Origin of the sequence: Marinobacter sp. 3-2 (assembly GCF_003751355.1) — a bacterium.
In the GTDB taxonomy this organism is placed as follows: domain Bacteria; phylum Pseudomonadota; class Gammaproteobacteria; order Pseudomonadales; family Oleiphilaceae; genus Marinobacter; species Marinobacter adhaerens.
Map to the genome: position 1 here is coordinate 435,480 of NZ_RJUQ01000013.1, position 21,705 is coordinate 457,184.

21 protein-coding genes are annotated in these 21,705 nt (G+C 59.4%); 10 read left to right on the forward strand and 11 right to left on the reverse strand.

The window, feature by feature from the left end; translation table 11 throughout:
- Positions 1-114: 114 nt before the first annotated feature.
- Positions 115-969 carry a translation initiation factor eIF-2B gene (locus EDB94_RS09420; protein WP_108018197.1) on the forward strand — a complete coding sequence of 285 codons (855 nt, stop codon included), beginning with the start codon at positions 115-117 and terminating at the stop codon, positions 967-969.
- On the opposite strand, the gene hrpB is transcribed toward EDB94_RS09420, so the two are convergent.
- From hrpB to EDB94_RS09450, 6 genes are all read right to left on the reverse strand, one after another.
- On the reverse strand, positions 923-3,403 hold the full coding sequence (gene hrpB / locus EDB94_RS09425) for an ATP-dependent helicase HrpB (RefSeq protein ID WP_108018198.1): 2,481 nt from the start codon (positions 3,401-3,403) through the stop codon (positions 923-925). The genes EDB94_RS09420 and hrpB overlap by 47 nt on opposite strands.
- 22 nt (positions 3,404-3,425) lie before the next feature.
- Positions 3,426-4,097: an SCO family protein gene (locus EDB94_RS09430; RefSeq protein ID WP_108018199.1), complete on the reverse strand. Its 672-nt coding sequence runs from the start codon at positions 4,095-4,097 to the stop codon at positions 3,426-3,428.
- Between the two features lie 147 nt (positions 4,098-4,244).
- Positions 4,245-5,165 (reverse strand): heme o synthase, encoded by a 921-nt coding sequence (gene cyoE / locus EDB94_RS09435; protein WP_014578909.1) that lies wholly within the window; start codon positions 5,163-5,165, stop codon positions 4,245-4,247.
- Positions 5,162-6,223 carry a heme A synthase gene (locus EDB94_RS09440; protein ID WP_108018200.1) on the reverse strand — a complete coding sequence of 354 codons (1,062 nt, stop codon included), beginning with the start codon at positions 6,221-6,223 and terminating at the stop codon, positions 5,162-5,164. Before EDB94_RS09440 ends, cyoE begins: the two co-directional genes overlap by 4 nt.
- A 64-nt stretch (positions 6,224-6,287) precedes the next feature.
- Positions 6,288-6,926, reverse strand: coding sequence for a hypothetical protein (locus tag EDB94_RS09445; protein WP_108018201.1), 639 nt, complete (start codon positions 6,924-6,926; stop codon positions 6,288-6,290).
- A complete protein-coding gene (locus tag EDB94_RS09450; protein WP_108018202.1) occupies positions 6,919-7,656 on the reverse strand; it encodes an SURF1 family protein in 738 nt (245 codons plus the stop codon). The genes EDB94_RS09445 and EDB94_RS09450 overlap by 8 nt, the downstream gene beginning before the upstream one ends.
- An 80-nt stretch (positions 7,657-7,736) precedes the next feature.
- Here EDB94_RS09450 and EDB94_RS09455 point away from each other — a divergent pair, with 80 nt between their 5' ends.
- Positions 7,737-7,940 (forward strand): twin transmembrane helix small protein, encoded by a 204-nt coding sequence (locus EDB94_RS09455; protein WP_053113472.1) that lies wholly within the window; start codon positions 7,737-7,739, stop codon positions 7,938-7,940.
- Between the two features lie 10 nt (positions 7,941-7,950).
- Here EDB94_RS09455 and EDB94_RS09460 read toward each other — a convergent pair whose 3' ends face one another.
- The 4 genes from EDB94_RS09460 to coxB are packed head-to-tail and all read right to left on the reverse strand — an operon-like array spanning position 7,951 to position 12,238.
- A complete protein-coding gene (locus EDB94_RS09460; RefSeq protein WP_014578903.1) occupies positions 7,951-8,838 on the reverse strand; it encodes a cytochrome c oxidase subunit 3 in 888 nt (295 codons plus the stop codon).
- Between the two features lie 16 nt (positions 8,839-8,854).
- Positions 8,855-9,457 (reverse strand): cytochrome c oxidase assembly protein, encoded by a 603-nt coding sequence (locus tag EDB94_RS09465; RefSeq protein ID WP_108018203.1) that lies wholly within the window; start codon positions 9,455-9,457, stop codon positions 8,855-8,857.
- A 15-nt stretch (positions 9,458-9,472) separates the two neighbouring features.
- Positions 9,473-11,056, reverse strand: a complete 1,584-nt coding sequence (ctaD, locus tag EDB94_RS09470) for a cytochrome c oxidase subunit I (protein WP_041645872.1) — start codon at positions 11,054-11,056, stop codon at positions 9,473-9,475.
- Between the two features lie 57 nt (positions 11,057-11,113).
- On the reverse strand, positions 11,114-12,238 hold the full coding sequence (gene coxB / locus EDB94_RS09475) for a cytochrome c oxidase subunit II (protein ID WP_041645870.1): 1,125 nt from the start codon (positions 12,236-12,238) through the stop codon (positions 11,114-11,116).
- Positions 12,239-12,441: 203 nt separating this feature from the next.
- On the opposite strand from coxB, the gene EDB94_RS09480 reads away from it, so the two are divergent.
- The 7 genes from EDB94_RS09480 to EDB94_RS09510 all read left to right on the forward strand — a co-directional run bounded on the left by EDB94_RS09480 (position 12,442) and on the right by EDB94_RS09510 (position 19,390).
- Complete coding sequence (locus tag EDB94_RS09480; RefSeq protein WP_062783580.1) at positions 12,442-13,770, forward strand: MATE family efflux transporter; 1,329 nt, start codon at positions 12,442-12,444, stop codon at positions 13,768-13,770.
- A gap of 206 nt (positions 13,771-13,976) precedes the next feature.
- The gene (locus tag EDB94_RS09485) at positions 13,977-14,627 is read left to right on the forward strand and encodes a hypothetical protein (RefSeq protein WP_008176713.1); all 651 of its coding nucleotides are present in this window, start codon (positions 13,977-13,979) and stop codon (positions 14,625-14,627) included.
- 16 nt (positions 14,628-14,643) lie between these two features.
- Positions 14,644-15,309, forward strand: coding sequence for a methylamine utilization protein (locus EDB94_RS09490; RefSeq protein WP_108018204.1), 666 nt, complete (start codon positions 14,644-14,646; stop codon positions 15,307-15,309).
- Positions 15,309-17,663, forward strand: coding sequence for a bifunctional diguanylate cyclase/phosphodiesterase (locus EDB94_RS09495; RefSeq protein ID WP_108018205.1), 2,355 nt, complete (start codon positions 15,309-15,311; stop codon positions 17,661-17,663). Before EDB94_RS09490 ends, EDB94_RS09495 begins: the two co-directional genes overlap by 1 nt.
- Complete coding sequence (locus tag EDB94_RS09500; protein WP_108018206.1) at positions 17,660-18,535, forward strand: DUF3034 family protein; 876 nt, start codon at positions 17,660-17,662, stop codon at positions 18,533-18,535. Before EDB94_RS09495 ends, EDB94_RS09500 begins: the two co-directional genes overlap by 4 nt.
- Positions 18,536-18,537: 2 nt before the next feature.
- Complete coding sequence (locus tag EDB94_RS09505; protein WP_108018207.1) at positions 18,538-18,987, forward strand: group 1 truncated hemoglobin; 450 nt, start codon at positions 18,538-18,540, stop codon at positions 18,985-18,987.
- Positions 18,988-19,003: 16 nt separating this feature from the next.
- Positions 19,004-19,390 (forward strand): DoxX family protein, encoded by a 387-nt coding sequence (locus EDB94_RS09510; protein ID WP_062783591.1) that lies wholly within the window; start codon positions 19,004-19,006, stop codon positions 19,388-19,390.
- A 14-nt stretch (positions 19,391-19,404) separates the two neighbouring features.
- On the opposite strand, the gene EDB94_RS09515 is transcribed toward EDB94_RS09510, so the two are convergent.
- On the reverse strand, positions 19,405-21,201 hold the full coding sequence (locus tag EDB94_RS09515; protein WP_181259027.1) for a diguanylate cyclase: 1,797 nt from the start codon (positions 21,199-21,201) through the stop codon (positions 19,405-19,407).
- Between the two features lie 158 nt (positions 21,202-21,359).
- Here EDB94_RS09515 and EDB94_RS09520 point away from each other — a divergent pair, with 158 nt between their 5' ends.
- Positions 21,360-21,590, forward strand: coding sequence for a DUF1653 domain-containing protein (locus EDB94_RS09520; protein ID WP_014578892.1), 231 nt, complete (start codon positions 21,360-21,362; stop codon positions 21,588-21,590).
- The last annotated feature ends 115 nt before the right edge of the window (positions 21,591-21,705 follow it).

A 21,705-nucleotide genomic window follows, 5' to 3' on the forward strand; every position in this document is an offset into this window, starting at 1 on the left:
CGCGTATTTTATACAGGGCTGACATTCAGGCAAGTGCTATTTTCACGTCCGGACATCAGGAAAAGACCGTACAGGTGCTACCCTTCAAGCAGCACAGAAGCACGGGAGAGCGGAATGCAGGAACTTGATGCGAGGGCAAAGTCCCTTCTGGCCGCACTGAAAGCGGACTCCCGGTCAGGCGCTACACAGCTGGCACTGAACACCCTCGATCAACTGCTATCTTACCTCGACGAGGTCGAGCCAGAGGGCGAGACATTTCTGAGGCTACTGGCAGAACTCCGGGCGGCACGCCCGAGCATGATCGTGATTGGCAATGCACTGGCCATGATCGAGCAGCGTCTATCCAGTGATGTTCAGGTCGCACGGCAGGCCGTCATGGACATCAGAGACCAGCTGGAAAATGCCACCGGAACCATTGCCCGGCACGCCATCGATCTTCTGCCAGGGTCGCCGGTGATACTGACCCATAGCGCCAGCTCCGCGGTACTGGCGCTGTTTCGTAACATGGCAGAAAAAGACCGGGCCTTCTCTGTCATCTGCACCCAGAGCAGCCCGGGCTTCGAGGGCCACTCCCTGGCACGGGCGCTGAACGAGCTAGCCATACCCGTCACCCTGATCACCGATGCGCAGATGGGGCTGTTTGTGCCCCAGGCTGACCTGGTGATCACCGGGTGCGATACCTGGCTTTCCAATGGGCATTTTATCAACAAAAGCGGTACACACTTGTTGGCTCTGGCGGCCCATGCGGCCGGGAAGCCCCTCTGGGTTCTTGCCGACAGCTTCCGGAACAGCGACGCCGACCCCGGGTCGGTTGAACTCGAGGAAATGCCCGCGGAAGAACTCAACGCACCGGCGGGAGACTGGATAACGCCACGGAATATCTATTTTGAGCGGGTGCCACACGCGCTGGTCAGCAAACGCATCAGCGAGTTGGGCGTTTTTTCGTGCCCTGCTGAGCCTCGGCGGTAAACGGATCTTCCGGCCAGGGATGCTTGGGATACCGCCCACGCATATCCTTGCGCACCTCGGGGTAGGCGTTACGCCAGAAACTGGCCAGATCTGCGGTGACCGCCAGAGGTCGTTGCGCGGGGGACAACAGATGAAGCACCACCGGTACCCGCCCACCGGCAACGGCAGGGGTTTCTTTCCAGCCAAACAGCGCCTGGAGCTTGGCTGCCAACACCGGGCCATTGTCGGCGCTGTAATCCAGACTCACCCGCTGGCCGGTCGGTATGGTCAGGTGTGTTGGCGCCAGACTCTGAAGTCGCTGCTGGGCCGGGTAATCAATCAGGCTGTTAAGGGCCGCCAGCAGGTCGATCCGGGCCAGATCGGACCATCGGGTCATGCCGACCAGAAACGGGCCCAGCCAAACCTCGAGATTATCCAGTAGCGCCGCGTCATCGGTGTCCGGCCAGCCGGAATCCGGGAAGGTTCTGGCGAGCAACCTCAATCGGGCACGCCACTGGCGACTGCCATCAGCCCAGGGCAGGCTTTCCAGGCCCTTCTTCCGAATCGCACTGAGCAGCCCCTGCCGGACCAGTTCCGGATCCACCCGGCCGAGCGGCTTTTCCTCAAGCACGAGTTCACCCAGTTTTCGCGCACGTCGCGCCAGAATTTTACCCTGGCTATCGTCCCACAGCGCCTCTTCGATCTCCTGTATGTGGTCAGCCAGGTCGAGTTCCAGGTCCGGAATGTCCACCGGCGCGGCCAGGTAAATCGTGGCTTCGCGGGCCTGGCCATCCAGCTCGGCCGCCACCAGCCACTCGTGCCGTGCCAGGGGATCATCCTCTCTCAGTACCGCACCTTTGCCATTACTGAGCTGATACCTTGCCGCCTTATCCGATCGCCGCCTGGCAATACGGTCCGGATAGGCCAGGGTAAGCAATCGGCCGATCTCGGTCTCCGAGGGCGGTGTTGCCTCAGTCGTCCCGGGCCCGGAAAGACGCCGGGCCGACTGGCGTACAGCCTTAAGGCGAGCGACATCCAGCGTGCGATCCCGCCGTTCCCCGAAGAACACCCGAACCCGCTCGTGCATGTCCGCACCAGTTCCGGGGCCCAGGAGATCCCGCTCTTCCAGCAAGGCGGCCACGGCCGCAGCCGGGCCTCCGAGCCCTATAGAACGGCCTTTCAGCACCATATGCGCCAGTCGCGGGTGTATACCCAGCTCCCGGGCCGCTTTGCCGTGGCCCGTAATGGCTCCGTCTGAATCGAGCAGATCGAGCCACTGCAGGAGTGCCACAGCCTGCCTCCAATGGGCGGCAGGGGGCTTATCAATCCAGGCGACGGCATCGGCTTCCCGCGCGCCCCATTGGGCCAATTCCAGCACCAAAGGTGCCAGATCGGCCTCCAGAATTTCGGGCGGCGTGTAATCGGCCAATCCGAACTGTTCCGATTCGCTCCACAATCGATAACAGACCCCGGGCTCCATCCGGCCGGCCCGGCCTTTACGCTGTTCCGCAGAAGCCCTGGATACCCGGCCAGTAACCAGGCGGGTCATGCCACTGTTGGGATCAAACACGGCGCGACGCTGCTGACCGCAATCGATAACAACCCGAACCCCTTCAATGGTCAGGCTGGTTTCGGCAATAGCCGTAGCCAACACCACCTTTCGCTGGCCTTCGGGAGCCGGCGAGATTGCCTGGTCCTGCTGCTCCGATTTCAGATTGCCGTATAGTGGAGCAAGCAGCACCCGGTCCGGCAGGTTTGCACGGAGCTGTTGCTCAACCCGACGTATCTCACCCACACCGGGCAGAAACACCAGCAGTGACCCGCTTTGATCAGCCAATGCCTCCCGAACCACAGCGGTAACCTGATCCACCATGCGGCCACTGCGCGGCAACGGCCGGTAATGAACATCGACCGGAAACGCCCGTCCTTCACTGGTTATTACGGGAACGTCTCCAAGCACTTGCGCAATCGGCCCGGTATCCAGGGTTGCGGACATCACCAGCAACCGCAGATCCTCCCGCAACGCCTGCTGCGATTCCCGCACCAGGGCCAGGCCCAGATCCGCCTGCAGAGAGCGCTCATGGAACTCATCAAAGATGACCGCCGCGTACTCCTCCAGCATCGGATCCGCCTGGATCAGCCGGGTCAGGATGCCTTCGGTCACGACTTCGATCCGGGTGGCCGCAGACACCCGGGTATCCAGCCTTGTGCGATAGCCTACCGTCTGGCCGGGCTGTTCATTGAGTTGCCGGGCCATGAACCGGGCGGCAGAGCGAGCTGCAAGCCGACGGGGCTCCAGCATCAGGATCTTGCCGTCACCGCGCCAGGGCGCATCCAGAAGGGCGGCAGGCACACGGGTGGTTTTACCGGCACCGGGCGGAGCCTGCAGAAGTACGGTAGTCGTGCGTTCCAGGGCCGCTTTCAGGTCTGGAAGAATGGCATCAATAGGGAGCATCGGATTCCGGGTTTCTGAAGCGTCAGGAGCTCACCCGTTCACGATTGGCCTTTGCCCACTGGTAAATCCGCTCAAAGGCCTCGGCCAGGTTGTGCGGATTATGGGGCGGCTGGATCACAGCAGCAAGTTCGCCGTCGGGGTTCAGCAGCGCAAAATGGCCGCTGTGATCCACCAGCAGCTCACCATCGACCTCACGATGGACAAACACCGCGTTCAGGCTTTTGGCCAGTTCCCGCAGGGTGTCCAGATCTCCGGTCAGACCATGGAAATTTTCACCGAAGAAGTCCGTGTAGGCTTTGAGTTTCTCCGGCGTATCGTGCTCTGGGTCAGCGCTGACCAGCAGATAGTCAGGCTGGGGCAATTCCTTGGACAGCAGCTTGTCGGTCTGGCGCAAATTGGCCATGGCTGCCGGGCAGATATCCGGGCAATTGGTGTAGCCCACGAATGCAATGGTCCAGCGACCCCTCAGACTCTCCCGTGTGACCGTTTCACCGTTCTCGTCCGTCAACGTAAATTCCGCCAGCTGCCGTGGCTGGTCATAAACATACGTATTGAACTCCGTCAGCTCCGGCGCCGGAATCGGTTCCTCGTTGCCCACCAGGAACACCTGCCGTCCGACAACCAGTCCAAAGATCAGAACAACGATTAGCAGAAGGCAGAACAGGGTAAGGCGAACAGAGCTGGAGCTTTTCATGCGTGGTCCACTTCGTTGATCAGATAAGCAGGCGGGGATGGCTTTCCGAAACCGTGGGAGCCATGGATGGCGTAGCCGAGCGTACACGGACGTATTTACAGCGTGTTTCGGAAAGCCATCCCCGCCTGCGTCAGCACAATGTCTGACTCAGAAGAATACAAAATGATCCACAAGCAATACCACAAACAGGGCCATGAGGTAAGTGATGGAATACTTGAAGGTATTCAGGGCTACCCGCCGATCGTCACCCTTCAACAGCCTTACCGCATACTGCAGAAAGCGCAGGCCAAGGGCCAGGGCGCCCACCAGGTAGATACCGCCGGACATGCCTGTGACAAAAGGTAGCAGACTGACTGCCAGCAACATCAGGGTGTAGAGCAGGATGTGCAGCTCGGTGAACTTGTTGCCATGGGTGACCGGCAGCATGGGAATGCCCGCCTTGGCGTACTCTTCCTTGCGATGGATAGCTAGAGCCCAGAAATGCGGCGGGGTCCAGGCGAAAATGATCAGCACAAGCAGCAGAGCGTGGCCCTCAACCTGGCCGGTCACAGCGGTCCACCCCAACAGCGGTGGCATGGCCCCGGCAAGACCACCGATGGTGATGTTCTGGGGCGTAGCACGCTTGAGGAACAGGGTATAGACACCGGCGTAACCCACCAGGGAGGCGAGGGTCAGCCAGGCAGTGAGGTGGTTCACCTGCCACATCAGCACGGCCATACCAACACACGCGAGTATCGTTGCGAACAGGATCGCATCCACAGGCGAGATCTTGCCTGTGGCCACCGGGCGCTTGCGGGTGCGAGCCATGACGGTGTCAATTTTCTGGTCTACCACATGGTTGACCACCGCAGCCGCGCCGGCCAGTAGGGCGATACCCAGATTGCCCCAGACCAACACGCCCCAACCGGGCACGCCTGGCGCCGCCAGCAGCATCCCGATAACCGATGTGAGGATCATCAGCGCGACAACCCTTGGCTTGGTCAGCTCCAGGTAGTCACGCCAGGAAATGGTTGTTCTGGAGTCGCTCGCAATTGCCTGGGCCGGCAGTGCTTCCACTTGCTCGCTCATGCCGTAACCTCCTGGTTCATTGTTGTTGTGTGTGTTGCCGGGATGCTATGTGGTTTGAGTAATAGCTGATGCCGCCAGATCAGGTGAATGACTGACAACAGCAGACCTGCGCCCATGGCGTTGTGGGCCACGGCGATGGACAGGGGAATATGGAAAATCACGTTGGCCAGACCCAACAGGATCTGAACACCCAGCAGGACCGCCACCAGCCGGATGGCGTTATCCAGGCCGGAATCACCACGTCGACGCCACATCAACGCCAGTAATGCGGCGAAATAGACCAGCACCAGCATGGCACCAAGTCTGTGAGTGACATGAATGGCCACCCGGCCATCCGCCGTCAGCTGGCCACCCAGGTAGTTCGGGCCCACATGCTGGGTCACGTCAAAGCCGTGCCGGAAATCCATGCCCTCAGGCCACCACTGGCCCTGACAGGTGGGCAGATCGGTACAGGCAACGGCCGCGTAGTTGGCCGCTGTCCAGGCCCCCAGGGCAATCTGCATCACCACTAACAGCAGCCCGCCATAGAGCCAGGGTCGGAAACCGGACAGGGCATTGGATGGCCGGGGCTCCCGATCCCCTGTCCGCCTGGCCTGACGTCGCAACCGGAGGGCCAGCAGCGTCAGGAGACTCAGGGTGGTAAAGCCGCCAAGCAGGTGCAGCGCCACCACCTGGGGCCACAGTTTCAGGGTCACCGTCCACATGCCGAAAGCGCCCTGGAGAATGATGAAACCGGCGATAAACAAAGGCAGCTTTACCGGAACACCCTGGCGCCGGTTACGAACCGCGTAGGCCGCCAGGCCGAACACCACCAGCCCCAGGGTGCCTGCGGCGTAACGGTGGATCATCTCGGGCCAACCTTTTTGAACATCCACCGGCGTATCGGGAAAACGGGCATTCGCGATGGCAATGTTCGATTCGCTCTGGGGCACCGTGAGAAAACCGTAGCACCCGGGCCAGTCAGGACACCCCAGCCCTGCGTGCACCAGGCGGGTCCAGGCACCCAGCATGATCACGACAACCGCCAGCAAAACGGCAAAGGTTGCCCACTTTGCCATCTTGTGGGCTGCCGTGGTTGGGGAAACAGATGACTGATTCAAGGCTGACTCTCCGCTCTGGCCATTAACCGATCTGCGACAGTTTGAGCAGGTGTTTCAGGTCCTCCAGCATATCCTTACCAGTATGCTCGGAACCGTAATGCATCATCACATTACCGAACGGATCAACCAGCAGGATGCGCGGCTCCGCTTCCGGATTGATACCGGCTGGCCAGTCCGGCCGGGCACCCGCCGCAGGCACAAGGCGCTCCATGGAGCTGTATTCGGAGGACCAACGCGCCTGCAGATCGGCAGGCACACTACCCAGTGCGGCAGCCCGGGAGACCCGGTTGGCGTTCTTGCCAAGGGCGATATTCACCTGCCTGGCCAGATAGAGCAGCTCTTCGCACTGACTGCCACATTGGCCGGCAGCCACAATCATAAGCCAGTCCGGATCGATTTTTTCCGGGCCAAAGCGTTCTGCCAGCGGAGTACCGGAAGCCGTTTCGAGATTGAGCGTTGAAACCGGGGCCACTGGCTGGAGCAAAACGCCATTATTGGTGTGTCCGGCCGGGTTCAGCCAGCCGGTATAAAACATGATGGTTGCAACAATCATCGGGCCAAAACCCAGCGCAAACAGAAGGAATGCCGTGCGACGGCCGCGACGCACCTGTTCCGGAGTTGGCCCTTCGTTGTGTTCCTGGTCTGATATCCGGTTAGCCATTGTCATTGTCATTATTGGCTCCTGTCTTTCGGTAACTCGCCACTATAGTCAATATAGTCAGCGCCACGGCCAGCGCAAACCATTGCGTGGCATATCCGTAATGGGTTTGTGGCCCCATCAGGTCCGGTTCCCAGTCAGCCCGGTAAGCGCCCGGTTGGCGATTGCCGGAAAGCCTTACTATTTTGTCGGGAAGATCCGGAATCTCCTTTCGAGCGGCCTCTCCGGACAGACTCTGTACCCGCCGGGGCCACTGACCGCGTGCCTCTGGCTGATCCACCAGCACCGGCGGCACCGGATAGTCGCTGAGTCGTCCTTCCAGGGTAAAAATCCCTTCCGGCGTTTCCAGCTGCGGGAGCTGATCCCGGGTTCGCGGCGCCTGAACCCAACCGCGATTGACCACCACTGGCGGCCCTTCCAGAGGACGAAACTCTGTCAGGACTTCATAACCCGGGATGCCATCACGGGTCCGGTTATCCAGCAGCCAGCTTCGGCTTCCGTACATCCCGGTCAGTGTCAGAGGCCGACCACGGGTCAGATCACCGGACACCATGTCCTGCCAGGCCCGGTTTTCCGCTTCCTGCTGCCACTGGTTCAGGAGAAGCTGTTTTTCTTCCGCCCGATTCAGCTGCCAGACACCGAGGCCGATAAGTATGGGCAGGAAGACGCCGCTGAACACCAGCAATCGCCAGTCAAAGTGCCATTGACGGTGTTGGCCCTGCGAATCAGACATGCTCTGCTATAGTGACCTCAACGGGTCTGGAACCTGTCCCTGCCCGTACATTCACTGCACCAACAAAAACAGGAACTCCCATGCTCAAGGGCTTTATCGTTTTTCTGATGCTTGCCGTCGTGGTGAGTCTGTTCAGTGGCCTGTTCTTTCTCATCAAGGATGGCGGCAAAACCAACCGGGTGGTGAACTCCCTGGCGGTTCGGGTCACACTCAGCATACTGCTCCTGGCGGTCATTCTGATTGCTCTGTGGCAGGGCGCCCTGACATTGAACCCGACGCCCTGATCAGCCTTTTTCAGAGAATGTAGACAAAGACAAAGAGACCAAGCCACACCACGTCCACAAAGTGCCAGTACCAGGCCGCCGCTTCAAACCCGAAGTGATTATCGGCCGTGAAGTGGCCTTTGTTTATGCGAATCAGCATGATGATCAGCATCAGTGACCCGAGAATCACATGTGCCCCGTGGAAGCCTGTCAGCATGAAGAAGGTGCTGCCGTAGATCCCGGATTGCAGAGTCAGGTCGAGGTCCTGATAGGCGTGCATGTACTCGTAGCCCTGGACAAACACGAACACGATGGCCAGCGCAATGGTCAGGGCGAGCCAGAGCTTGGTTTTCGCCCGATTACCGGCCTTCAGGGCATGGTGAGCCACGGTTACCGTGAAGGAAGATGTCACCAGCAGAATGGTATTCATTAACGGCAAGCCCCAGGCACTGATGACCTCTTTGGGTCCGGGGTAGGCCTCCGGGCTAGGGTTATTGATGAGAGGCCAGCTCGACTGAAAGCCTTCCCACAGCATGTTGGAGGAACCCCGGTCGCCCTCGCCACCCAGCCAGGGCACAGCGAAAACCCGAACGTAAAACAGGGCCCCGAAAAACGCGGCGAAGAACATCACTTCCGAGAAAATAAACCAGCTCATGCCCCAGCGGAAAGAACGATCCATCTGCGGACTGTAAAGCCCGGCCCGGCTTTCCTTGATGACGTTCCCAAACCAGCCGAACAACATGTACGCCATGATGATGGCGCCAATCATGAACATGATCCAGGCACCGGTGGTGCTCTCGCCCTGCTTGCCGTTGACCATGATGGCCGCAACCCCATAGAGGGTCACGCCGAGGCCAACCGTCGCGATGATGGGCCACTTGCTCTGTTCCGGAACGTAGTAGGTCTGGTTTTCCGCCATGACAGTCTCCGATGGCTTATCCGTTATCGTTTGTTGTTGTGTCTTTCCGGGAAGTTTGCGTTACCGCCGGCTGCTTGCCCTGATCGTAAAGCGTGTAGGACAGGGTGAGTTTCGTGATGTGCGCCGGCAGGTCTTTATCGACGATAAAAATCAGGGGCATTTCAGTGCTTTCGCCGGCTTCAAGCGGTTGCTGGTTGAAGCAGAAGCACTCGGTCTTGTGGAAGTAGAGCGTGCCTTCCGAGGGCGCAAGGCTGGGAACCGCCTGCCCGACCATCGGCTCAGCCGTGGGGTTCTCGGCATAGAAGTTCACCGTCGTCGGCTCTCCGGGATGCACGTCCACGGAGCGCACAACCGGGCGAAACTTCCAGGTCATTCCCGGGCCATTGGACGCAAGAAACTGAACTTTTACCGTCCGGCTCATGTCAGTTTCGGCCACCTCGGTGGACTCGTATCGCCCGCCGGTTTTGCCGTTTATCCCGGTAATCTCACAGAACACGTCGTAGAGAGGCACCATGGCAAAGCCGAAGGCAAACATGCCAACTACCCCGGCCAGGCACCAACCCACAACACGGTTGGTGCTGCGGGATGCGCCTGCCTTGTTTGCCTGCTGGTTCGACATGGTGCCGGCCTCCGGTTACTTCACTTCCGGTGGTGTCGAGAAGGTGTGGTAAGGCGCCGGTGAGGGCACGGTCCACTCAAGCCCTTCGGCACCATCCCAGGGCTTGGCGGCCGCCTCTTTGCCACCCCTGATGCACTTGACCACGATAAACAGGAACAGCAGCTGTGTGGCACCGAACATGAATGCACCCACACTGGAAACCATGTTGAAATCGGCGAACTGCAGCGCGTAATCCGGAATCCGGCGTGGCATGCCTGCCAGTCCCAGGAAGTGCATCGGGAAGAACGCCAGGTTCATGCCAACAAACGACAGCCAGAAATGGGTCTTGGCCAGGGTTTCGTCATACATGTGCCCGGTCCACTTGGGCAGCCAGAAGTAAGCCGAAGCGAAGATCCCGAAGATGGCACCCGGCACCAGCACATAGTGGAAGTGGGCAACCACGAAATAGGTATCGTGGTACTGGAAGTCAGCCGGCGCGATGGCCAGCATCAGACCGGAGAAACCTCCAATGGTGAACAGGATCACGAAGGCCACGGCAAACAGCATGGGCGCCTCAAAGGTGAGAGAACCCCGGAACATGGTGGCCACCCAGTTGAACACCTTCACCCCGGTGGGCACCGCGATCAGCATGGTGGCGTACATGAAGAACAGCTGGCCAACGATCGGAATGCCAACGGTGAACATGTGGTGAGCCCAGACCACGAAAGACAGCAGGGCAATGGCACCGACCGCATAGACCATGGAGGCATAGCCAAACAGGGGTTTGCGGGAAAATGCCGGAATGATATGGGAGACCGCCCCGAAGGCCGGGAGGATCATGATGTATACCTCGGGGTGCCCGAAGAACCAGAACACGTGCTGGAACAGTACCGGATCGCCGCCGCCGGAGGCGTCAAAGAAGCTGGTGCCGAAGTTGATGTCCATCAGCATCATGGTCACCACACCGGCCAGGACCGGCATCACCGCAATCAGCAGGAACGCCGTAATCAGCCAGGTCCAGACAAACAGGGGCATCTTCATCAGGGTCATGCCCGGCGCCCGGAGGTTCAGAATGGTGGCGATCACGTTGATCGCGCCCATGATCGACGAGATACCCATGATGTGGACCGCGAAAATGAAGAAGGTCGTGCTTGGCGGCCCGTAGGTTGTGGACAGGGGCGCGTAGAAGGTCCAGCCGAAGTTGGGACCGCCGCCTTCCATGAACAGGGTGGAAACCAGAATCAGGAAGGCGCAGGGCAGCAACCAGAAGCTCCAGTTGTTCATCCGGGGCAGCGCCATGTCGGGGGCCCCGATCATCAAGGGCAGCATCCAGTTGGCAAGGCCGACAAACGCCGGCATAACCGCACCAAAGACCATGATCAGACCATGCATCGTGGTCATCTGGTTGAAGAATTCCGGCTGCACGATTTGCAGCCCGGGCTGGAAGAGTTCTGCCCGGATGACCATGGCCATGCTCCCGCCCAACAGGAACATGGCAAAGCTGAATATCAGGTACATGGTCCCGATATCCTTGTGGTTCGTGGTCAGCAGCCAGCGGCTGATGCCTTTTGCCGGGCCGTGATGATGATCCTGGGCGTGGGTATCTGCAACCGCACTCATGAAAACCCCCGTTACCGCCATTTATTGTGGCTGGTGATATCTGTTATCTGGCGTTGATTACTGCTGGTTCTTGTAATCAAAAATTTCTTTCGGAGTGACCATTTCACCGGTGTTGTTACCCCAGGCGTTCCGCTCGTAGGTAATCACCGCCGCCAGGTCCACTTCGCTCAGCTGGTTGCCGAAAGCCTGCATGGCCGTGCCGGACTTGCCGTTCACAACGATGTCTATGTGAGCCGCCATGTCCTGGGTTGCAATGGGACTGCCCTTCAGCGCCGGGAACGCCGGTGGCGCACCGCTGCCGTCGGCCTGGTGGCAGGCAGCACAAGCGGTCTGGTAGGCTTTTTCGCCCCGTTCCATCAGCTCGGCCATGGTCCAGTCTTTCTGGGTCAACTGGCGCTCGCGCTCGGCAGCTTCCTTCTTCTCCGCGACCCAGGTGTTGTATTCCTCTTCGGGAACCGCCTCGACAACCACCGGCATGAAGCCATGGTCCTTGCCACAAAGTTCGGTGCACTGACCGCGGTAAATGCCGGGCTTGTCGACGCGGGTCCAGGTCTCGTTGATGAAGCCTGGAATCGCATCTTTCTTGACTCCAAAGTCCGGCACCCACCAGGAGTGGATGACATCGTTCGCCGTTACCAGAAAACGAATCTTTTTCCCGACCGGAATCACCAGATGGTTATCCACCTCGAGAAGGTAGTTTTCACCTTTGGCCTGTCGGTTCTCAATCTGGTCTCGTGGCGTCGCCAGGTTGGAAAAGTAGCCGAAATCTTCATTGATATATTCGTATTGCCACTTCCACTGATACCCGGTGATCTTGATGTCCACCTCCGATTCGGAGGTGTCATACATGTCGACCAGGGTCGCCGTGGCAGGGATCGCCATAACAACGAGGATCACAAACGGTATGATGGTCCAGAGAATTTCTACCAGGGTGTTCTCGTGAAAGTTGGCCGGTTTGGCGCCCTGGGATTTTCGGTGGGCAAAAATAGACCAGAACATGACTCCGAAGACCACGACGCCAATGACGACGCAGATCCAGAGTATGGTCATGTGAAGGCTGAAAATTTCGTTACTGGTGCCGGTCACCCCCGGGGTCATGTTCAGTGTCCAGTCCGCCATGGACCAGGCGGGGAACATCAGACCGCCTAAAAGGGCACCTGCCCGCTGAGCGTGCACGCGCATACTGTGTCTCCACAGAGTGTTATTCTTGTCGGATTTTGCGTTATCCCACCGGCCTTACTGGCGCTCGCATACACCGGAAAAACCAGAGTGGAAGCCTGCTTACGGATACCTCAAATTCGAGTATAGACACAGATCAAAAAAAGACTAAAAAATCAGCTAAATCCAAAAAAGCTAACCGCGGAATTTTAAGACTTAAAAAGAATATGACTTTTAATCTACCGGCAACCGACCGGCGCCTCTGGGCTCTGGCCTGGCCACTGATGCTCACCAACCTTACTGTTCCTCTCCTGGGACTGGTGGACACCGCCGTGCTCGGCCACCTGGAAAGTCCGGAGTTCCTGGGGGCGGTTGCTGTCGGCGCCAATCTGTTCAGCATCCTGTACTGGACCTTTGGCTTCATGCGCATGGGCACGACCGGCCTGGCCGCTCAGGCCTGGGGCAAGCGGGACAACTTCAGCCAGGTGGCATTACTGCTGCGCTCGATCCTGTTGGCAACCGGGATCGGCTTTCTTCTGATTCTGTTTCACCAGCCTCTGATCCAGACCGGCCTGAGCCTGATGAATCCCAGTGACAACGTGACCGAACTGGCGGCCGAGTACGCCGGAATCCGGATCTGGAGCGCGCCGGCGGTTCTCTGCCAGTACACGCTGGTTGGCTGGCTCATCGGCACCCAGTTTCCACGGGGCCCGATGATCATGCTGATTGCGGCAAACGGCCTGAACATCGTGCTGGATATTCTTTTTGTTACCGTGCTTGGCTGGAACAGCCGTGGCGTGGCGATTGCCACTGTGATCGCCGAATACGGCGCCGCCGCCATCGGTTTCCTGATCGTATTACGGCGAATGCCTGAGGGGCAGGGGCTGACGAGGGCTCTGTTCGGCAAACTCGAGGATTACCTGAGGATTCTCCGGGTTAACCGCTACATCATGGTCCGAACCATCGCGCTGTTATTGGTGCTGGCATTCTTTACCGCCCAGGGCGCCCGTCAGGGAGACACCATCCTCGCTGCCAATGCCGTTCTGATCACCTTTCTTCTGTTGATCTCCAACGCCCTGGACGGTTTTGCCAATGCTGCCGAGGCGCTGATTGGCGAGGCTATCGGCAAAGGCAGCCGGCGGCGCTTCCGGGTGGTCTTTCGCAGTGCCCTGCGATGGTCACTCTGGGGCGCCCTCTTGCTCACCATTGTTTTTGTGGCCGGCGGGCATTGGCTCATTGCACTGCTAACCGGTATCGAGGAAGTGAGAGCCACCGCCTGGCGTTACCTGCCCTGGCTCTGGCTGCTACCTTTTGCCGCAGTCTGGGGCTTTCTTCTTGATGGGATTTTTATCGGCGCAACCCGGACCCGGGACATGCAGAACACCATGCTGTTTTCGGCCCTTGCCGTGTTTGCACCGGTCTGGTGGCTGACAACCGGATGGGGCAACCACGGGCTCTGGTTCGCGCTGATCTCCCTGATGGTGGCGCGGGCCCTGAGCATGGGATGGCTGTGCTGGTCCCATACCAGGAACGATCGTTGGTTCCAGAGCCAGTGACGCAGATTCAATCCGTAACATTACAGGCGGGTATTTTCACCACAGCGGAAAAGCAGGGGCAAAAATCTCGGCTACACTTGTCTGAAAAGGCAGGCACGATGTGGTAGCCAGCCCTCCTCTCCTGCCCGGGAACTCGTTGCTATCAGTTGCTAACAACGGGAGGCGCCTTGCGACCTCAATTCGTTCAGACATCGGCTTCTCCTGAAATGACACCACAGGTAGTCCTTGAGATTATTGACCAGGCGCGGCGCAAGGAAGCCCGCTCCGGGACCTTCCTCCGACAGCTTCACGAAAAGGTTGCCGCGCTCCCGTCTGCGGTCACTATTGAGGGGTATCAGCCCGCCACCTGCCTGTTCCAGTTCGTGGTTGAGTACATCGAAATGGCACCAAGGCTGATCGAATGCGTCGAAGCCTGTGCCCGGGAAGCCGGCAAAGCCGATCTGTTTGAGCCCTTTGTGAATGCCGCCATCCGGTATTTTACCCAGCCATCAGCGCTCCTGGTTCGCTACGACGGTCTCGATGGCCTGCTGATCCGCGCCTACCTTTGTCATCGGTTGATGGAAGAAATGTACGAAAACAACCGGTGTACCCGGGCCAGCGAAATCGTGGATATGGAAGCAACTCGTGCTAATCTTCTGGCTCATCAGCTTATCGGCGAGCCCTTTGCCAACGAGCTGGACGACTCCATCACCGTAACCGTGTTGCAGATAGCAGGCACGCCGGACTACTACGAACTCAACCTCGACCCGTTTGTCGAGCAGGTGAATAACGCCGCCTGGGACTGGATGCGGCATTACTGGGAAAATCTGCTGGTAAGGAACCACATTCGATTTTCTCTCGGGTCCGGCCTGGCCTGACAGGTTCAGAGGTTTAATGAAAGTATCAGCGATTGCAGTGCTGGCGGGACTGTTGATTTCTGCCATGGTATCGACAGCCAACGCGTACGAGCTGTCCGTAACCGTCACCCTGGAAGGCAACACCGAACCCGTGGCCAATGCCGTGGTTTCCGTAGACAGTGCCCGTCCGGCAACACCGGTTTCTGCCGAAATCTATCAGAGGGATCGCGCCTTCCACCCCCATGTATTGGTGGTGCCAGTCGGCTCCAGCGTGGATTTCCCGAATCGCGACAATACCCAGCATCACGTGTATTCCTTCTCGCCGGCAAAAACCTTCAACATCGAGCTTTACGCCGACCGCCCGGCGGCTCCCATTGTTTTCGACAAGCCAGGCATCGTTGAACTGGGCTGCAACATTCACGACCACATGCAGGGCTTTGTGGTGGTCACCGACACCGCTGCCACCGGCCGGACAGATGCCTCCGGCAAGGTCACCCTCTCGCTCGATGCACTGCCCAGCGAGGGCAGCCAGGGCACGGTGACACTTGAGATCTGGCACCCACGACTGCCGGATAATACCCGCCCGGTCACCCGTGAAATCGAACGTGATAGCGAGTCCGCAATCGTCACCCTCAATCTTGAGCCCGAGCCCGCCGCGGAAGGCTCGCTGGACCGTCTCCAGCAGCGCTTTCGGGAGCTTTGATGGGTCTGGTATCTCGTCTCGGATTCCGGGGCCGGCTTATTGCCGCCATGATCTCGCTGGTGGCGCTGGTCAGCCTGGTGATCGTCGCCCTGCTGATGGTGTACCTGTTCGAGGATGAGAAAAGCCGGGCACTGGAACAACTGGCCATCGGAGAGCGGCTGACCAACGAGGTCATTGACCGCCGGACTGAGCTGGAACTGTCCCGGCTCAGTGTTGTGGTGCAGGATTTCGGCTTTCGCTCGGCCATTGCCAGCCGCGACCCGGCAACCATCGACAGTGCCCTGGAAAACCACAGCGGCAGGGTGGGTGCCGACTTCGCGCTCTTGCTGGACAGTCAGGGAGAGCCCCTGGCCTCGACCCTGCAAAACCCTTTTCCTGCCGTCAGCCAGGAACAGCTGACAAGCACCCGTCGTAATGGGTTTACCCGGTCGCTGCGGGCCATTGATGGCAGGGGCTACGAGATTCTCATCATCCCGATAGAGGCCCCGGGGCTTCGGGCCTCGCTGGTCAGCGGCTTTGCCATGGACCAGTCCCTTGCAGAGGTTATCGCCAGGCTCAGTGGCACCTCGGTGATCTTCCGGGCGCGATCGAACCAGAACGACAACCTGAACAGTTTTGCCGCCACCAGCAGCATCGATGCCAAGCTGGAACAGGAGCTTGCAGGCGCATCCGCCAACGCCAATTTTATTGAAAGTGCCGGTTATTTCACCCGGATAATCAACCTGGGCGAATCAGACCCCGCCGCCGTCCAGGCCGTGCTGCTGATCAGCCGTGATGCCACACTCCAGAATTACTACCGGCGAGCGGTGGAAATTGCCCTGCTGGTGACCGCCATCCTGATTTTCGCCATTCTGCTGGCGCTGGTCATTGCCCGGAACCTCGGACGCCCGGTGTTGCAGCTGGCAAGCTACGCGCGGGCTATCGGTGAGGGCACCACACCCGAGGCACCGGTCATCCGGGCCGGCGGCGAACTGACCCAGCTCCGCAACGCCCTGCGGGACATGCTGTCTGGCCTTCGGGAGCGGGAAGCCCAGATCCGCTATGCGGCGACCCACGATGACGTCACCGGACTGAAAAACCGCAACGCCCTGATGCAGGAGGCCGCCGAGCTGTTTGAGAACCGTGGCACGGGTTCACTGGTGGGGATCCGGCTCAACGATCTCTCCGATATCAACGACACCCTGGGGCTGGAATTCGGCGACAAGGTCCTGATCGGTATTGCCAAGCGCCTGCAGCAGGAACTCCCGGACGCCCATATCCTCGCCCGCACCGGTGGCGGCGAATTCCTGGCCCTGATCCCTTCACTGCCCCCGGAGCAAGGCAGTGACAGAATCCGGCAACTGCACGCCCTCATCGAATCTCCCTTGCAGGTAGACCAGACGCCCTTCTCCCTCAGGGTCACCATCGTCACCATGGAACTGCCGGAAGATGCCTCGGATACCGACGCCCTGCGTCGCCGGCTCAATCTCACCTTCGAGCAGGCCGAGGCCCATCCCGAAGCCTTCACACGCTACAAGCCCGGACAGGATGAAAGTCATCTCCGGGAACTGAAACTGGTTACCGATCTGCACACCGCCATCCTGAACAACGGGTTGCACATGAACTATCAGCCAAAACTGAACAGCCAGACCGGTGAGCTGGTTCAGGTGGAAGCCCTGGTACGCTGGATTCACCCGGAGCTGGGTTTTATATCCCCGGAGGAGTTCATCTTTCTTGCCGAGCAGTCGGGGCAAATCCACGATCTGACAGCCCATATCCTGCAACGGGTCGCCAGCGATGCCCGGCGTTGGCACGAACAGGGTGTTGATGCGGGCGTCGCCATCAACCTGTCCGCCATGGACCTGACGTGGCCCGCCCTTATCCAACACATTGGCGACACCTTCGAGGGCTGGCACCACAGCCTGGAGCGGGTGACTCTGGAGGTCACCGAAAGCGCCCTGATGGAAGACCCGGAAGAGGCGATGGCAACACTGAACCGGCTCCGGGAACTGGGCGTGACCCTGTCGGTAGACGACTTCGGTACCGGTTATTCCTCGCTTTCCCAGTTGCGCAAGCTCCCGGTACAGGAGCTGAAAATCGACAAGTCGTTCGTGCTCAGGCTGGATACCGAGCCCCAGGACCAGCTGATTGTGCGTTCCACCATTGATATGGCCCATGGCCTCGGGCTGAAGGTCGTGGCCGAAGGCATCGAGAACCTGGAGGCATGGCGCCTTCTGCAACATTGGGGCTGCAACCTGGCTCAGGGCTTCTACCTGAGCCGCCCAGTCGCACCGGAGGACCTGCCTGAGACAGCCCGCGCCCTGGCTGACCGCCGGGAAGAATTGACCCATACCAACCCGGAGTATTCAGAATGACAGCAAGAGGCCTGGTAACAATGGCCGTGGCGCTCCTGTTCGCACCGGTGGCCGGCGCCGACATTGGCAGCCGGATCTGGGCGACCGGAGGCGTTACCACCATCGAGGGCAGTGCCGGCGGCGGCCTGGTGCCCTGGGCACTGCTTGGAAGCTACGCCAGCGACGAGGAGTGGGGCGGCACCCTTGCACTCAGCCGGGCCGAAGTGGACGATTACTCGCTCTCGGTCACCGGTGCCGGCCTGAACTGGAACAACCGGCTGGAGCTCACCGTGGCCCGGCAGACCCTGGATCTGGACAGCCTGGTGTTTACCCTGAAAGACGGCTTCGGCCTGGAACAGGACGAACTGAACCAGGATATTTTCGGCGCCAAGGTCCGGCTCGTCGGCGATGTGCTGTACAGTCCCTGGGGCCAGTGGTCTGCCGGTCTGCAGTACAAGCGCCAGCGGGATTTCACCGTGCCGTCGGCGATTGGCGCCCGGGACGACAGTGGCACCGATGTGTATGTCAGTGGCAGCAAGCTGTTCTTTGCCGCCGTGATGGAGCGCAACCTGCTGGTAAACCTGACCGCGCGGGCAACCCGGGCCAACCAGGGCGGGCTTTTGGGATTTGGCGGTGACCGTAACAACAGCCACGAACTGATGATGGAGGGCAGCGTCGGGCTTTTCCTGAATCGTCAGTGGCTGGTAGGTGCCGAATACCGGCAGAAGCCGGACAACCTGAGCTTTGCCACCGAAGACGACTGGTGGGATCTGTTTGTCGCCTGGGTTCCGGACCGTCGCCTGGCGATTACAGGCGCTCTGGTCAACCTGGGTGACGTTGCCACACTGGAAGACCAGCAAGGTCTGTATCTGTCGCTGCAGGGGAGTTTCTGAACATGGGCCTTACCAATCGCTACGCCACGCTTTCCGCCCTGTTGATGATGCTGGCACTGCTACTGGGTGGCTGCCAGAGCCTGAATACCGAACCCGAAAACAGTCTGTATCAGCAGCTGGGTGAGCGGGAAGGCATCGCAAACGTGGTGGAAGACCTGCTTTACCTGATCGTCGAGGATGAGCGCATCAACCAGCAGTTCAAAGGCATGGATGTTGCCCAGTTCCACCGCAACCTCACGGATCAGCTGTGCGAGCTCAGTGGCGGGCCCTGTGCCTATACCGGTCGGGAGATGCGCGAGTTGCATTCCGACATGGCGATCACCGACACCCAGTTCAATGCCCTGGCGGAAAACCTGATCCTGGCCATGGAGAAGAACGATATTCCCACCGGCGCCCAGAACCGGCTGATCAAACAGCTTGTGCCGCTGTATCCTGACATTCGCAACCTATAGAACGGAGACCCGTACCTTGCTCGAAAACGCTGATCTGGGAAAACTGATTATCCGCCTGACCCTGGGCGGGCTGATGCTGTTCCACGGCATTGCCAAACTGCTTAACGGTGTTGGTTTTATCGAAGGCGAGCTGGCCAGCCACGGCCTGCCTACCTTTCTTGCCTACGGCGTATTTGTCGGCGAAATCATTGCACCGCTGATGGTGGTTCTGGGCTATCAGACCCGGATCGGAGCCCTGCTGATCATCTTCAACATGCTGTTTGCCATTATCCTGGTACATGGCAACGAACTTCTGAGCCTTGGACGCGGTGGCGGCTGGGCACTGGAACTGCAGGGCTTCTTCCTGTTTACCGCCGTGGCAGTGATTTTCCTCGGGCCGGGCCGTTACAAGCTGAAGAACTGAGGCTCAGAGACACCTCAGGCACCGGGTACGGTCGCGGCCCTGAAATCACGGGCCACCATGACCCGGTTTCGGCCGGACTCCTTGGCCGAGTACAGGGCTTCGTCGGCCTGGCGGATCAGTTCCTGGGGCTCCATATCCGGATCCGGAACCACGCAGGCAACACCCACGCTGATAGTGAGACTGACCGGGGCGACCCGCTCGCTGGAATAGACCGGCGACCGGGCAACAGCCTGACGCACTCTCTCGGCCACGCGAACCGCGCCTTCTTCCGGTGTTGCCGGCAACAGAATGATGAACTCCTCGCCGCCATAGCGGGCCAGCAAGTCGCCGGAACGCTGGACTTCGGCCGCACACAGGGCGGCCACTTCGGTCAGGCAGTCGTCGCCGACCAGGTGGCCGAGCTCGTCATTCACCCGCTTGAAGTGATCAATATCCAGGAGTAACAGGCTCAATGGGTGACCGTGTCGCTGGGCCCGTTTCCATTCGTCCTGCAGCTTCTCATCGAACCGGCGCCGGTTGGCGACGTGGGTCAGCCCATCGGTGAGACTGATAGCTCTGAGCTGTTCGTTGGCGAGCTCCAGTTCGTCGGTGCGCTCCTGAACCCGCATTTCCAGGGTCAGGTTGGCCTGCTGCTGGATCGCCAGCGCCTGCTCCTGGGCCTCATGGCGTTTGCGACGCTCCAGATTGATCCGGTAGGCAAGGGCAAAAGACAGCAGAACCACCTCCAGCGCCACGCCAATCTGGGGCATGAACTCGGTCAGAAAACTGCGCGGCATCATACCGAGCTTGCTGACAGCCAGAATCAGGTGGCCAATTAACAGGGGCGTCCAGGCCAGCACATAAAAACCACCCAGGATTTGGCCCTTGCGCCACACCAGAAAACCGATGAACCAGGCCGCCGGAGTCACCACCGCCGCAATACCGCTTATCAGCACAATGCCAGTCTGATAACTGCCGAACAGACCGAACAAGAAGCAGGCGAAAATAGCAGTCAGAACCCACTGCAGGAACCGATAGCTTCTCAGACTGTAGTGCCGAATGTGCAGAAAGCGGATTGCGAAAATAATGGCGGAGAAGAGGGCGAAGCAGATAACCGGAATGGCGAAATATCGGTTGATACCGGGAGCATCCGGCCACAGCCACTGAAACAGCAAGCCATTGAAATTGAGCTGAACCAGCCCGGTAAACACAACCGTCAGCACGTACCATAGATAGGTGGAATGGCGCACGATAACGAACAGGAAGAGATTGTACAGCGCCATGGCAACGATGATGCCCAGGAACATCGTCTGCCAACCGTAGGACAACTGCTCATTGGCGAGGAATTCCGCCGACGGAATAACTTCCAGGGGAATCTGCACCGAACCCAGCGTTTTCACCCGCACGAAGGCGGTGACCGGCTCGGTGTTCGAGGGCACCAGGAAAACAAAATTCCGATGGTGAATCGGGCGACTGCTGAAGGGCAGGGTATCGCCGGTGTGGTGGGTCTGGATCAGCTCACCGTTCAGGACCCAGTAAACGGAGACCTCATCCAGCAACGGATAACCGATTTCCATCACCCGGTTCGCCGGCTCAGGCGGAATCTCGACTTTCAGCCAGAAACTGCCATCGCTGAAGCCACGATTGAACACCTCACTGGAGCCGGATGTCTGCCAGCCGCCCGGGGGCAGGGCGCGAACGTCTTCCAGCGCCAATTCATCCTCGGGCGCCTCCAGCCAGTCAAATGCGACAGGAGCAGCCTGAACAGGCGCGCTGACCAGACACGCCAGCGACAATAAAACGAGGAGGATGCAGGTTAACTGCCGCATCATAGCTGTTTCCGGTTTCCGGGCCCGTCCGGGTGATCTACACTTTCAGGCCCTGACTAAGTCGTACGCATCCCTGCAATTGTTTCCAGTTTAGACGGTTGCGCGTGCTACGTCCTCCGTAACGACAGGGCCAGCATAGCCCGAATCCATTGAGGCCAATAATGACCGAGCGCAAGAACGAGATACGTCCGGGTAAATACCGACACTACAAGGGCAAGGATTACGAAGTCATCGGCGTTGCCCGGCATAGCGAGACCGAAGAGCAGATGGTGGTCTACCGCTGCCTTTACGGTGACTACAGCCTCTGGGTGCGCCCTCTGTCCATGTTCCGGGAAACCGTGGAAGTTGCCGGCGAACAGGTGCCCCGCTTTGCCCGCCTTGATGAAGCCTGACCGTTACACAACCGCTTTGACTACCGCGACCATTTCCTGCACATTACCGCGCTTTTCATGATGCCGGCCCCCACAAGGGGCCGGGACAACCGTTAATTCCTACCCGGAGTTTTGC

Bases quoted from the DNA above. Each gene is read 5' to 3' on its own strand.
- EDB94_RS09485 (WP_008176713.1), top strand. From the start codon at position 13,977: ATGACACCACAGGTAGTCCTTGAGATTATTGACCAGGCGCGGCGCAAG.
- EDB94_RS09465 (WP_108018203.1), bottom strand. From the start codon at position 9,457: ATGTCGAACCAGCAGGCAAACAAGGCAGGCGCATCCCGCAGCACCAAC.
- EDB94_RS09505 (WP_108018207.1), top strand. From the start codon at position 18,538: ATGGGCCTTACCAATCGCTACGCCACGCTTTCCGCCCTGTTGATGATG.
- EDB94_RS09495 (WP_108018205.1), top strand. From the start codon at position 15,309: ATGGGTCTGGTATCTCGTCTCGGATTCCGGGGCCGGCTTATTGCCGCC.
- ctaD (WP_041645872.1), bottom strand. From the start codon at position 11,056: ATGAGTGCGGTTGCAGATACCCACGCCCAGGATCATCATCACGGCCCG.
- EDB94_RS09455 (WP_053113472.1), top strand. From the start codon at position 7,737: ATGCTCAAGGGCTTTATCGTTTTTCTGATGCTTGCCGTCGTGGTGAGT.
- EDB94_RS09490 (WP_108018204.1), top strand. From the start codon at position 14,644: ATGAAAGTATCAGCGATTGCAGTGCTGGCGGGACTGTTGATTTCTGCC.
- EDB94_RS09440 (WP_108018200.1), bottom strand. From the start codon at position 6,223: ATGGCAAAGTGGGCAACCTTTGCCGTTTTGCTGGCGGTTGTCGTGATC.
- EDB94_RS09500 (WP_108018206.1), top strand. From the start codon at position 17,660: ATGACAGCAAGAGGCCTGGTAACAATGGCCGTGGCGCTCCTGTTCGCA.
- EDB94_RS09450 (WP_108018202.1), bottom strand. From the start codon at position 7,656: ATGTCTGATTCGCAGGGCCAACACCGTCAATGGCACTTTGACTGGCGA.
- EDB94_RS09515 (WP_181259027.1), bottom strand. From the start codon at position 21,201: ATGATGCGGCAGTTAACCTGCATCCTCCTCGTTTTATTGTCGCTGGCG.
- EDB94_RS09480 (WP_062783580.1), top strand. From the start codon at position 12,442: ATGACTTTTAATCTACCGGCAACCGACCGGCGCCTCTGGGCTCTGGCC.
- EDB94_RS09420 (WP_108018197.1), top strand. From the start codon at position 115: ATGCAGGAACTTGATGCGAGGGCAAAGTCCCTTCTGGCCGCACTGAAA.
- cyoE (WP_014578909.1), bottom strand. From the start codon at position 5,165: ATGAGCGAGCAAGTGGAAGCACTGCCGGCCCAGGCAATTGCGAGCGAC.
- EDB94_RS09445 (WP_108018201.1), bottom strand. From the start codon at position 6,926: ATGGCTAACCGGATATCAGACCAGGAACACAACGAAGGGCCAACTCCG.
- EDB94_RS09520 (WP_014578892.1), top strand. From the start codon at position 21,360: ATGACCGAGCGCAAGAACGAGATACGTCCGGGTAAATACCGACACTAC.
- EDB94_RS09460 (WP_014578903.1), bottom strand. From the start codon at position 8,838: ATGGCGGAAAACCAGACCTACTACGTTCCGGAACAGAGCAAGTGGCCC.
- EDB94_RS09430 (WP_108018199.1), bottom strand. From the start codon at position 4,097: ATGAAAAGCTCCAGCTCTGTTCGCCTTACCCTGTTCTGCCTTCTGCTA.
- hrpB (WP_108018198.1), bottom strand. From the start codon at position 3,403: ATGCTCCCTATTGATGCCATTCTTCCAGACCTGAAAGCGGCCCTGGAA.
- coxB (WP_041645870.1), bottom strand. From the start codon at position 12,238: ATGCGCGTGCACGCTCAGCGGGCAGGTGCCCTTTTAGGCGGTCTGATG.